The sequence below is a fragment of the Caulobacter sp. genome, assembly GCF_017744445.1.
Classification (GTDB): domain Bacteria; phylum Pseudomonadota; class Alphaproteobacteria; order Caulobacterales; family Caulobacteraceae; genus Caulobacter.
In genome coordinates this window covers 351,817-363,647 of the sequence record NZ_JAGIBH010000005.1, presented here as the reverse complement: position 1 = coordinate 363,647, position 11,831 = coordinate 351,817, and the positions used below count along the sequence as shown (strand labels likewise).

General features: G+C 68.3%; 12 protein-coding genes. 4 read left to right on the top strand and 8 right to left on the bottom strand.

Translation table 11 applies throughout. The features are described 5' to 3' along the window. Nucleotides 1–25 precede the first annotated feature (25 nt). Entirely contained in the window at nucleotides 26–532 is a 507-nt protein-coding gene (locus J7528_RS09880) for a DUF2141 domain-containing protein (RefSeq protein ID WP_291873433.1), read from the top strand. Here the strand turns inward: J7528_RS09880 and J7528_RS09875 are convergent. Continuing rightward, nucleotides 522–1,409 carry a metallophosphoesterase gene (locus tag J7528_RS09875; RefSeq protein ID WP_291873431.1) on the bottom strand — a complete coding sequence of 296 codons (888 nt, stop codon included), beginning with the start codon at nucleotides 1,407–1,409 and terminating at the stop codon, nucleotides 522–524. The genes J7528_RS09880 and J7528_RS09875 overlap by 11 nt on opposite strands. A 77-nt stretch (nucleotides 1,410–1,486) precedes the next feature. Here J7528_RS09875 and J7528_RS09870 point away from each other — a divergent pair, with 77 nt between their 5' ends. The 3 genes from J7528_RS09870 to J7528_RS09860 are packed head-to-tail and all read left to right on the top strand — an operon-like array spanning nucleotide 1,487 to nucleotide 4,406. After that, complete coding sequence (locus J7528_RS09870) at nucleotides 1,487–2,614, top strand: CDP-alcohol phosphatidyltransferase family protein (RefSeq protein ID WP_291873430.1); 1,128 nt, start codon at nucleotides 1,487–1,489, stop codon at nucleotides 2,612–2,614. Next, a complete protein-coding gene (locus J7528_RS09865) occupies nucleotides 2,533–3,528 on the top strand; it encodes a diacylglycerol kinase family protein (RefSeq protein ID WP_291873428.1) in 996 nt (331 codons plus the stop codon). Before J7528_RS09870 ends, J7528_RS09865 begins: the two co-directional genes overlap by 82 nt. Next, the gene (locus J7528_RS09860) at nucleotides 3,525–4,406 is read left to right on the top strand and encodes a hypothetical protein (protein ID WP_291873426.1); all 882 of its coding nucleotides are present in this window, start codon (nucleotides 3,525–3,527) and stop codon (nucleotides 4,404–4,406) included. Before J7528_RS09865 ends, J7528_RS09860 begins: the two co-directional genes overlap by 4 nt. Nucleotides 4,407–4,467: 61 nt before the next feature. Here the strand turns inward: J7528_RS09860 and spt are convergent, their stop codons facing one another. From spt to lptC, 7 genes are all read right to left on the bottom strand, one after another. Beyond that, on the bottom strand, nucleotides 4,468–5,682 hold the full coding sequence (gene spt, locus J7528_RS09855) for a serine palmitoyltransferase (protein WP_291873424.1): 1,215 nt from the start codon (nucleotides 5,680–5,682) through the stop codon (nucleotides 4,468–4,470). Between the two features lie 3 nt (nucleotides 5,683–5,685). Further along, complete coding sequence (locus J7528_RS09850; RefSeq protein WP_291873422.1) at nucleotides 5,686–5,937, bottom strand: acyl carrier protein; 252 nt, start codon at nucleotides 5,935–5,937, stop codon at nucleotides 5,686–5,688. Between the two features lie 77 nt (nucleotides 5,938–6,014). Further along, complete coding sequence (gene cerR / locus J7528_RS09845; RefSeq protein ID WP_291873420.1) at nucleotides 6,015–6,959, bottom strand: ceramide reductase; 945 nt, start codon at nucleotides 6,957–6,959, stop codon at nucleotides 6,015–6,017. Continuing rightward, entirely contained in the window at nucleotides 6,952–8,670 is a 1,719-nt protein-coding gene (locus tag J7528_RS09840; protein WP_291873418.1) for a fatty acyl-AMP ligase, read from the bottom strand. Before J7528_RS09840 ends, cerR begins: the two co-directional genes overlap by 8 nt. Beyond that, on the bottom strand, nucleotides 8,633–10,012 hold the full coding sequence (locus J7528_RS09835) for a lipopolysaccharide biosynthesis protein (RefSeq protein ID WP_291873415.1): 1,380 nt from the start codon (nucleotides 10,010–10,012) through the stop codon (nucleotides 8,633–8,635). Before J7528_RS09835 ends, J7528_RS09840 begins: the two co-directional genes overlap by 38 nt. After that, complete coding sequence (locus tag J7528_RS09830; RefSeq protein WP_291873413.1) at nucleotides 10,009–11,133, bottom strand: glycerophosphotransferase; 1,125 nt, start codon at nucleotides 11,131–11,133, stop codon at nucleotides 10,009–10,011. The genes J7528_RS09835 and J7528_RS09830 overlap by 4 nt, the downstream gene beginning before the upstream one ends. 1 nt (nucleotide 11,134) lies before the next feature. Continuing rightward, nucleotides 11,135–11,767, bottom strand: a complete 633-nt coding sequence (lptC, locus tag J7528_RS09825; protein ID WP_291873411.1) for an LPS export ABC transporter periplasmic protein LptC — start codon at nucleotides 11,765–11,767, stop codon at nucleotides 11,135–11,137. Between the last annotated feature and the right edge of the window lie 64 nt (nucleotides 11,768–11,831).

The window sequence follows — 11,831 nt, the reverse complement described above, 5'->3', positions numbered from 1 at the left end:
TAACAATAAGGATGCGGCCTTTTAGATGAAAGCACGTTCCGTTCTCGTCGGCGTAATGTTCGCGATGATCGCGACGACGGGGACCCCGCGCGCCCAGGGCGTGGCCCGCGCGCTGGTCGACAAGGAGTGCGTAGGCCGCAAGAGCGCCACCCGGCTGACCGTCCAGGTCGGGGCGCTGCGTTCGAATGCTGGCGATGTGGTGATCGTGGTCTATCCGGGCGATCCCAGCCGTTTCCTGACCGCGCGGGGCAAGGTGGCCCGCGCCAAGATCAAGACGTCGGCCCCGATGAGCCAGGCTTGTTTCTTCCTGCCTTCACCCGAGGACGCCTACGCGGTCGAGGTCTATCATGACGCTGATAGCAACGGTGATCTGAGCCGCAGCCCGGGCGGCATGCCGACGGAAGGCTACGGCTTCTCGAACGACGCGCCGACCAAGTTCGCTTCGCCAGCGTTCGACGCCGTGCGCTTCGGGGTCAAGCCGGTGGGCGAGACCGTCATCCGCGTGAAGGTGCGCTACCCGTCTAGCCGCTGATGTCGGTCAGGGTGTAGCGACCCAGCTCGGATAAACCCTCACGGTCGGGCTCGACGCCGCGCGCGACGACGCGAACCTGCCGGCCTTCGATCTCGATCATGTGCCAGCGGGCCGGCGAGTGGCCGCGTGGGCCTGACGAGGCCGATGGCACGCCCAGCACCGGAATGACCGCGCCGTTCGGACCGGGGACCGAGCCGATCAGGGATTCGTGGGCGTGGCCATGCAGGACGAGGTCGGCGCCGTGCTTGGCCAGGATCTTGCGGAGCTCCGCCTGGTCCTCGAGCTCCTTGCGCTTGGCCACCGCGCCCTTCTGCGGCGGGTGGTGCAGCGTCACCAGACGAAAGAGATTCTTGTAGGTCGGATCGCCCAACAGGGCGTCCAGGCGGCTCAGCTGCTCCTCGCCCAGGCGGCCGGTGGCCAGGTGCGGGGCGGTACGGACGGCCGAGCACAGGTTGAAGATCGCCACGGGACCCCGCACCCGCACCTGTGGGAAGTCGGTCGCGCCGTTATCGCCTAGCCAGGGCGTCCAGGTGGCGAAGCGCTCGACCTCGGCCGAGCCGGCCAGGGCGTCGTGGTTGCCGGGGCTGACGGTGAAGTCGGTGGGATTGCCCAGCGATTCCAGCCACGTGCGCGCGGCCGCGATCTCCGTACGCGAAGCAAAGTTGGTGAGATCGCCGCTGATCACCACATGATCGGGGCCAGCGGCCTTGAGGTCGGCGACCAGCGCCGCCAGCACTTCGGGCCGGTGGACCTTGCGTTTCCGGCGCCAGGCGATGCGGCTCAGCAGGCGCTTGGTGAAGACGTCCTTCCACCGAAACGCGCCCGGCGGCGGCGGCAGGTGGGGGTCGGAGAGGTGAGCGATGCGATATATGGACAAGACGGTTCGGGTCGTTCTGGTCGAAGCGCGCGAAGCTGCGTATCAATCGGCTTGAGATTCAAGGGGTATATCTGTCTTTGAGCAGCGAAATTCATAACGGGCCGCGTGCTCTGACCGTCGGGCAAGCCGGCGGCCGCATCTGGGGCATGAGCTCGCCCGAGCGCCTGTCGCGCATCTATCGCCGTATCGGCCTTGTCGAAACGCCGGCCGTGGACCTGTCGAACGCCGTCGTGGCGGTCGACGCCGGCTGGGTGTTCGACGAGTCGCTGATCAAGGCCCTGGCCGGCCGCGAAGGCGCGGTGCTGGTCGACGACGCCGGCCGCGCCGTGGCCGTACACGCCCCCGCCGAGCTGGCTTATGCCGCTACCGAAGCCCTGAGCGCGGGCCAGGATCCGTCGGGCCTGGACCCGCGCCTCACCCGGCTGACCGCGCTGGAGCTGGGCTCGGCCTATAACAGCGCCCTGCGCAAGCGCGAACCGCCGGTTCTGGAGCGCCTGACGCCGGAGACTGTGCGCGCTGTCGAAGCCCGCCTGTTCCAGGGCTCGTACAAGGGCGTCACCGACCTCGTCACCAAGTACGTCTGGCCGACGCCGGCGCGGATCGTCACCCGCTGGGCGGCGATCGCCAAGATGACGCCGAACCAGGTGACCGGCATCGGCTTCCTGCTGGTGCTGGCGGCCATGTACCTGTTCTGGACCGGCCATTTCGGCTGGGGCCTGGTCTGCGCCTGGATCATGACCTTCCTCGACACCGTCGACGGCAAGCTGGCCCGCGTGACCCTGACCTCGTCCAAGTGGGGCAATGTCTTCGACCACGGCATCGACCTGCTGCACCCGCCGTTCTGGTGGTGGGCCTGGTTCGTCGGCGTCTATGCGGTCGGCCAGTCGATCCCCTACGCCGAAATCAGCCTGGCGATCGTGCTCGCCGGCTACGTGCTGCAACGCGTGGAGGAGGGGATCTTCCTGGCGCTCTTCAAGCTGGAAGTGCACGCCTGGCGGCCGTTCGACAGCTTCTTCCGCCTGATCACGGCGCGCCGGAACCCGAACCTGATCCTGCTCACCGCCTGCGCTATCGTCGGGCGTCCGGACGTCGGCTTCACTTTGGTGGCCATCTGGACCGGCTTGTGCCTGATCGTGCACGCCATCCAGATCCTGCAAGGCTTCGCCGCGCCGAAGGGCTCCATCCAATCGTGGCTGTCGAAATGACGCGCATCGGGGTCGTCCGCAATCCGAAGAGCCACGGTAATCGGCTACATCCGCCCGGGCCCACGCCCGAGGGGGTGATCCTGGTCGAGCCGTTCGGTCGCGACGCCCTGCGAACCGAGCTGGAGACTTTTGCCCGCGACGGCCTCGATCTGCTGGTCATCGACGGCGGCGACGGCACCGTTCGCGACGTCATCAGCCTGTTGCCCCATACCTTCGGCGAGAACCTGCCGATGCTGGCGGTGCTGCCCTCGGGCAAGACCAACGTGCTGGCCATCGACCTGGGCACGCCCGACGACTGGCGGCTGGAGGAAGCCCTGATCGCCGCCCGCCGCGCCGAGCCGACCGTCAAGTCGCGGCCGCCGCTGCGGGTCACCTGGGCCGACGGCCATCGGCCGTGCCTGCAGGGCTTCTTCTTCGGCGTCGGCGCGCCGGTGAAGGCCACGACCCTGGCCCAGCGGGTCCACAAGGTCGGCTTTTTCCATAACCTGGCCGTGGCCGTGACCATCGTCACCGCCGCGCTGCGGGCCGTGTTCGGCGGTAGCCGCGACGAGTGGCGCGAAGGCGTGCCGGCCAAGATCGCCCTGGACGGCGAGGCCCAGCCCGAGGGCGAGCGTTTCGCGGTGCTGGCCACGGCGCTGAAGCGCCTGCCGTTCGGCGTCATGCCCTTCGGCGCGCCGCGCGAGGGGCTGAAGATGCTGGATGTCGACGCGCCCCCGCGTCGTCTGCTCAAGGCCTTCCCGATGGTGCTGAGTGGCAAGGTCGTGCCGGCCCTGGAAGGCATGGGCTATCGCCGCCGTGACCCGCGCGAGATCAGCCTGGCCGGCGGCGCGCCGTTCGTGCTGGACGGCGAGGTGTTCGAGGGCGGCGAGCTGACCATCGGCCTAGGGCCGGCCCTGAGGTTCCTGGTCGGATGAGCCGGCTTCGCGACCAGGTCGCGGCCGAGCTGTCCGTTTCGACCCCCGCGCCGATCACCGCCTTCGCCGAGCATCTGGCGACGATCTTTCCCGATGCGCGGGCGGTGCTGTTCTACGGCTCGATCCTGCGGACCGGCGACCTGTCCGGGGTGCTGGACTACTACGTGCTGACCGAGAAGCCGCCCGCGGGCTGGCGCGGGTTCTTCACCCGCATCCTGTGGCCGGACGTCAGCTACCACGAGCTGGAACACGGCGGAGAGGTGCTGCGGGCCAAGGTCGCGTCCATGACCCTGAGCCAGTTCCGCAAGACTGTTGGCGGCGGCGACTACGACACCACGATCTGGGCGCGCTTTGTCCAGCCCTGCGCCTTGATCTGGGCGGGCGAGGGCGCGCGCGAGACGGTGATCGATGCGGTGACGGACGCCTGCCGCACGGCCGCCGGCTACGCCCAGGCGCTGGGTCCGGCTGGCGGGTCTCCGCACGCTTTGTGGACCGCGCTGTTCCAGGAGACCTACAAGGCCGAGCTGCGGGTCGAGAAGGCCGGCCGCGAGGTATCCATCCTGACCTTCGATCCGGCCCGCTACGACCGTGTCATGGAGGCCGTGCAGGCCGACCAGGGCGGGGCGATGGGCGAGGCCGAGCGGATCCGCGTCCGCCAGGCCTGGACCCCGCGCAAGCTGCTGGGCAAGCCGTTGAACGCCGCGCGGCTGATGAAGGCGTCCTTCACCTTCCAGGGTGCGGCCCGCTACGCCGCCTGGAAGATCGAGCGCCACACCGGCGTGGCCGTCGAGGTCACGCCCTGGCGGGAGCGGCATCCGATCCTGGCGGCGCCGGGCGTGCTGCTGAAGGTCTGGAAGAGCCGGCGCAAGGCGGCCTGACAAACAAAAACGCCCGGGCCGCAAAGCCCGGGCGTTTTCGTTTTCAGCGACGTGAGCGGTCTCAGGCGCGCGCGCGCTTCAGCGGCTCGATGACGCCCAGGGCCGCGCCGATTTCGGCGAAGGTCTTGAGGACCGCGTCGATCTGCTCGTCGGTGTGGGCGGCGCTGACGCTGGCGCGCAGCAGCGGACGGCTGTCGGGCGTGGCGGGGGGCAGGGCCAGGTTCAGGTAGACGCCGGCCTGCAGCAGGCCGTTCCACATGGCGATGGCGCGCTCCTGGTCCGGCATGGTCGTGGCGACCACCGGGCTGGCCGTCGGGCCGGTGTGGAAGCCCATGGCGGTCAGGCCGTCATACAGGCGCTTGGCGTTCTGGTTCAGGCGGTCGCGCAGCTCGGGCTGCTCGATCATGCGGCGCAGGGCGGTAATGGTCGAGGCGACCACGGCCGGCGGCAGCGAGGCGGTGAACATGTAGGGACGGCAGACGACGCGCATGACGTCGAAGTCGTCGACGTTCGAGACGCAGAAGCCGCCGATGGCGCCCAGGCTCTTGGAGAAGGTGCCGACGATGAAGTCGACGTCGTCTTCCACGCCGGCCGCTTCGGCCAGGCCGCGGCCCGTCGCGCCCAGCACGCCCATCGAGTGGGCTTCGTCGACCAGCAGATAGCCGCCCAGCTCACGCTTCACGGCGGCGATTTCCTTCAGCGGCGCGACGTCGCCGATCATCGAATAGACGCCTTCGACCACGATCAGGCGTTCGCCCGGCGCGTCGCCCAGGCGGCGCAGGCGCTTGGCCAGGTCTTCGGGGTCGTTGTGGCGAAAGCGGATGACCTCGGCCTGGCCCAGACGCGAGGCGTCATAGATCGAGGCGTGGCTGTCGGCGTCCAGGATCAGGTGGTCGCCGCGACCCACCAGGGTCGACAGCACGCCCAGATTGGCCTGGTAGCCGGTCGTGAAGACCATGGCGTGCTTACGGCCGTAGAACTTGGCCAGTTCCTGCTCGAGCTCGACGTGAGCCTCGAACGAACCGTTGGCGATGCGCGAGCCGGTCGTGCCGGTGCCGCGTTCCTGGACGGCCTTGACCGAGGCGTCGATCGCCTGCTGGTCGAAGGTCAGGCCCAGATAGTTGTTGGTGCCCAGCAGGATGGTCGGGCGGCCCTCGACGACGCCTTCGGTCGGCGAGATCACCTTGTCGAAGCGGACCTTGAACGGGTCGGCGCCGGCGTCCTGAATGGCCTTGTACGCGTCGCGATAGGCCAGGTGCTTATCAAACAGCCCCATTCGTTAAGCCCTAGTCCGGAGATCGTTGATCAGTTTGGAAAGATCGCCGGCGGTCTCGACCGAAGCCAGGCGATCCAGGGGAACGGAGATGTCGAAGGTGTCTTCGAGCTCCATGATGATGTTCATGAGGGCCAGGGAGTCGACAGCGAGGTCACGGCCAATATGCGACTCTGCGCGCACTTCGACGGGCCGTCCTAGAACCTTGCTCGCAGCCACACCGATCTCGCGCAAGCTGAGATCCGTCACCGTTTCCATTCTAAATCAAACCTCCGGGAGCCCCACCCGTGACACTACTGTAACGGCGAGTCTGTCAGATTTCCGCCTTATTCGAATTAGGCGACGATATTTTCAGGCAACCAGCCCTCAGTTCGGTACCAATCGACGGTGTGAGCAAACCCGTCCATCAGGCCGAACACGCTGGGTACTCCCTCAGACATCGGAGCGCTAGATAGGGACCAATCGCGGTGAAGCAACTCCCGAACCTTGCCGGAGCCGAAAACTGTCGGGGTTCTTGTGGCGAAAGACCAAGCGTCCGCTAGGTTTCCGGCCAAAGCCAGTACGCCGTCGGGAAGCCTTGCTAGGCGCGGGTTTGCGCCCATTGTCGCACCCGCCGCGCTCATGATTTCCGCCAAGGTGTAACCGTCGCGCCGCACATCCGAGAGCTCTACCAGGCCCGAAATCGGGTTTTTGCAATAGCTTGCAAGCTTGGCCGCCGCGTCCTGGACGTGGATCATGGCGATCCGCATATCGGGCGACAGCACTGGCAGGACCGGGCTTTTCGCGGCCAGCTTGAACAGGACCAGGGTCTCGGTGTCGCCAGGACCATAGATGGTCGGCGGACGCACGATCAGGGCGTCGGGCAGGACTTCGAGGACCGCATCCTCGCCCGCACGCTTGCTGGCGGCGTAGTTCGACAGCTGCGGCTCGCGGGCGGCCTGGCTGGAAACGAGGATGAAGCGCGCGCCGGCCTCCTTGGCGGCCTGGGCGGCGGCGGCGGCTCCGTCGCGGTTGACGGCGTTGAAGCCTTCCAGCGAGGCGGCCTTAATCAGGCCGGCCACGTGGATGACGACCTCGGCGCCTTGGCTCATGCGATCCAGCGCGCCAGGGGTCTTGAGGTCGCCGACGACGACCTCGACCTCGATATCGCGCCAGAACGGGTGGACTGGGTCGCGGCGCACCAGGACGCGGGGCGTCCAGCCGTCCCGGGCCAGGGCGCGGACCAGGTGACGGCCCAGGAAGCCCGTGGCGCCGGTGACGGCTGCGATACGCCTAGTCACCGTAGTTCCCGGCCAGGTAGGCGACCTTGGCCTTGGAGCGGCTGAGCTTGCCCGACGAGGTCTGGGGCAGGGCGTGGGCGCCGACCAGTTTCACCTTGGCGTCGACGCCGTGGCGCGTGCGCAGCAGGGTAGTGACCTGTTCGACCAGGGCCGCGCGGCTGTCGGCGTCGCCGCCGCGCGCCTGAACCAGCACCACGATCTGGTCTTCCGGTTCGGCCGGGATGGCGAAGGCGCAGACATCGCCGCTGCGCAGGCCGTCGATCTCGTGGTCGGCGGTCCACTCCAGGTCCTGCGGCCAGATGTTGCGGCCATTGAGGATGATCAGGTCCTTGGCGCGGCCGGTGATGACGATCTCGCCTTCGATCTTGAAGCCGATGTCGCCGGTGTCCAGCCAGCCGTCGGCCGACAGCACGCGGGCGCTCTCGTCCGGATTGGCGAAGTAGCCGCTCATGATCGAGGGGCCCTTGGCGAAGATGCGGCCGACGCCGCGCTCGGGCAGGACCGCGCCGTTCTCGTCGCGGACTTCCAGGAAGTGATCGGGCAGGGCGGGGCCGCAGCGGGCGAAGTCGCGGGCGCGGTCCGAGCCTTCCGGGGCGTCGACGGCGAGGTTGTCACGTTCCAGGCGTTCGACATCCAGGGTCTCGGCGCGCAGGCCCTTGCCCAGCGGGGCCATCGACAGGGCCAGGGTCGCCTCGGCCATGCCGTAGCTGGCCACGAACGCCTTGTCCGAGAAGCCGGCCGGACCGAACGCCTCGGCGAAGGCCTTCAGCGGCGGCATGCGGATCATGTCGCCGCCCAGGCCCGCCTGGCGCCAGTGGCTGAGGTCGTAGCTCTCGAGCGACTGGCCCTGGACGCGGCGGGCGCACAGCTCGTAGCCGAAGGTGGGGCTATAGGCGGTGGTGGCCTTGTTGCGCGAGATCAGGTCGATCCACAGCAGCGGACGGCGCACGAACGCGCCGGTCGGCAGCAGGTCGACCGACATCTGGCAGCTCAGCGGGGCCAGCAGGAAGCCGATCAGGCCCATGTCGTGGTAGAGCGGGAGCCACGAGATGGCGCGGTCGCTCGGCACGACCTGCAGGCCATCGCGGGTGATCGCCACGCAGTTGGCCATCAGGGCCTTGTGCAGGACCAGAACGCCGGTCGGGGTGCGGGTGCTGCCCGACGAGAACTGGAGATAGCAGGGGCTGTCCGGGGTGATCGTGGGGAGTTCGGCGCCGCCGTCTTCCGGCAGGTCTGCCAGGACGCCGGCGAATTCCAGGCCCGCGGCCTCGCCGATCTCGGCGATCCAGTCCTTCAGGCCGACCGGGCCGATCAGGATCTTGGCCTTGGCCGAGGTCACCAGGTTCTTGATCTGCTCGATATAGGCCGCGCGGCCGCCCAGCGGGGTCGGCAGGGCCATCGGCGCCGGCAGCAGCCCGGCATATTGGCAGGCGAAGAAGGCCCGCACGAAGTCGGTGTCGGTCTCGGCCAGCAGGGCCACGCTGTCGCCGACCTTGGCGCCCGTGGCCAGCAGGCGGCGCGCCAGCACCAGGGCGTCCTCGCGCAGCTTGGCGTAGGGGATGGCTTCGACCAGCTCGCCGCGCAGCGAGTACAGATTGACGCCCGTCTCACCCTTGGCGGCGAAGTCCAGCGCCTGGGTCAGGGTCGGGAAGTCGGCGAACCGGACAGTACGCTCAGGCGCCGTGGGGGTGATCATAGGATAGTCTTTCATCGTCTTTGTCGGTGCGCGCGGAGCCTTCCTCCGTCGCGAGTCGGGCGAGCCTGTGACGCGCCATGAAATACATGCCCACGGCCATCGCCAAAGCGGACGCAACCAGTGCGGCGCCCGCTCCGGTCAGGCCGAAGGCGTTGATAAGCGGTGCGAGGGCCGCGAGATAGGCGATAACGACCACCAGGCGAACGGCCAAGGCGGCGCCGGCGGCGCGCATCGAGACCAGCATGGGCTCCAGCGGCAGGGACAGGATGGCGATGGCCGCGGCGGCCACCTGCCAGTTCATGACGCCGGCGGCGTCACCGAAGGCCTTGCCCATCACGATCTCGAGGATCCACTTGCCGGCGACCAGGCTGACCAGCAGCAGCACGCCGGCGGCCGCGCCGCCGATCAGGCCGATCTGCATGGCCAGCTTGGTCATGGCCTGCTGGCCGCCCGTCGTACGCATTTTGGCCAGTTCGGGATACATGGCCGGCACCATCAGCCGGGCCGGCTTGGCCATGCCGTCGGCCACCTGCTTGCCGATCCGCCAGTAGGCCGCCTGCACCGGACCCAGCATGGCGCCGACCACCAGGGTCAACACGTGGGTGAAGCCGACATCGACCGTGCTGGAGAAGTTCGTGGCCATCGCGAAGCGCCAGACGCCGGGCATGCCTTGGCTGGTCGGGCCCACCAGGGTGAAGCCCTGCAGCAGGCCGCGCTTGTTCAGGTCCCAGATCGCGATGCCAGCGATGTAGAAGAACGAGACGAAGGTGCCGGCCGCCCAGGCCAGCAGGAACCACTGGATTGGGGCATTGGTCACGGCGCAGATCGCGCAACCGATCATCCGCACCAGCGAACTGACCGCCTGCTGGGCCGCCAGGAAGCGGAAGCGGTCGAACAGACGCAGCAGGCCCACGCCCGTGGCCGAGGTCATCACGCCGATCGACAGGGCATACAGCGCGCCATAGCCGCTCATGTCCGCCGGCCATTGCAGTTGCCGCCAGAACAGGAAGGCCCCGCCGATGCCCAGGGCCGTGCCCAGCACGCCGCTGATCAGGTCCAGCAGCAGCGACAGCCGCAGCACCTGCTGGAACTTGGGCTTGTCGTCGTCCATGGCCGGGGCCGTGCCGTACGTGATCAGGGTCTGCCAGGATTGGAAGTGCGCCACCTCGCCCAGGAACTGGGCGAAGGCGTTGATCAGCACCACCACGCCCATGGCTTCCTTGCCGAGGCTCCGGGCGGTCAGGGCGATGTAGGCCAGGCCGACGACGGCGTTGACCACGCGGCCGCTCAGCAGCTGGCCGGCATTGCTCAGCACCTTCTTGAGCGGGGAAACAGGCGGCGGCGCGGCGTCGGTCATGCCGCGCGCTCCAGCTTGTCGACGATGGCGCGAGCCGCGCGCAACGAGGCGGGGGTGTTGCTGACGTCGAAGGTCTCGTCGATCCCCCAGGCCTGGGTCTCGCGATAGTCGTCGTGGGTCGCGAAGGCCTGGTCCAGCGCTTCGCCCAGATTGTCGACGTTCTCCAGCACCGGGCCGTACAGCCAGTGATGGAAGCTGGGATCGCCACACCAGGACGCGCCGCTGCTGTTGAGGAACAGGCACGGCTTGGGCGTGCGCAGGAACTCGTAGACCTGGCTAGAGACGTCGCCCAGATAGAGGTCGGCGGCCTTGGTGTACGTCATGTCCGCCGCCGCCGGGCCGCCCAGGTCGACATGGATGCGTGGGTTCTCGGCGAAGCGCTTGAACGCCCCGCGTTCGTCCATCGAGGCGGTCTCGAACAGCCGGATGTGCGGGGCGAAGATCAGGTTGTAGCGGTCGTTGGCCGCGAAATATTCCAGCACCTGCTGGCCCCACTTGGGCCACGAGCCGAGTTCAGCATGGAAGTGCGGGTTGTACAGCACCACCGGGCCGGGCTTGTCGAAACGCGGGACTTCGCGCTGGGGCAGCTCGTCGACCAGGTCGAACTTGGGGTAGCCGACCATGGCGCAGGTGTCTTCGGTGACCCAGCCCTCGTCCATCATCCGGTCGCGCTGCTTGCGGCCGGCGGCCATGACCAGGTCGAACAACTTCAGGCGCGGCTCGAACGGACCTTCGCGGTCGCCGGCCCCGTGCTGGGTGTAGACCAGCAGCGGATGGCGCACGCCGATGCGGCGGAGTAGGGCAGTGGTGCGCTCGGGTGTGATCACCGCGTCATAGCGGGCCAGGCGCAGGGCGTTGGCGATCAGCATCGGCGCCTTGGGCGGCGCCCCGCTGCCCAGGCGACGCAGCCAGGCCGGCGGCAGCAAAACGAGCTCGATCGGCGCGCCGCCCAGCTCGGCCAGCAGGCTGGCGACATAGTCGATCAGTTCGGGCGTGGTCGCGGCGATCTCGACCTTGATGGTCGGCCAGCGTCTAGCCATGGCGACGGCCACCGACAGGCTGTGCCAGACCTGATGGTGTTGCGCGATGTAGAGGAAGCAGACGCGTTTGGCGGCGGCCACGTCAGCGCCCGGGCTCCAGCCGCGTGCGCACGCGGCCCTTCAGCACGACGCGGTCGCCCTTGTCGGTGACGTTGTAGCTGTTGGCCTGGGTGCTGCCCTTGGGACCTTCGCCGGCGATGCCCGAATTGCCGCTGACCTCGCCGGTGCGCATGTCGATCAGCGCCTGCGGGGCGTCGAAGGCGTAACCCTCGGCGCTGGTGATCTTCACGTCCTGGGACAGCAGCAGGGTGTGTTCGGCCTCGCGATAGAGGCCGGTCTTGGCCGTGGCCTGGCTGGGATCGGCCGCGCCGTAACCGCGCACCAGCAGCGGGGAGGTCAGGCGCACCAGGTTCTGGTCCTTGGCGTCGCGCTCGGCGTGCTGGGCGGTGATCAGGAAGGCTCGGCCGTCCTTCAGCACGCCCGTGAAGCGCGGCTTGTCCAGGACCAGGGGCGTGTTGGCCGCCTGGGTCTGGGTCTTGTTCGAGGCGAAGCTGCGCAGCGACGCCTGGCCGACCACGGCCACGCCAATGCCGATGGCGAAGACGGCCAAAGCGAAGCGCAGGCGACGGACCGGCGCCCGGCGGCGATTGCGGGCCCGTTCTGCGGCGGTTTCAACAGGGGGGACGGCGGAGACGCCATCGGTCTGGGTGAGCATTTGGGGAATGGATAGTCCTACGCCGCCGTTCGCCCAAGACCTTTGTTTTCCGGTGCGCGGTCCT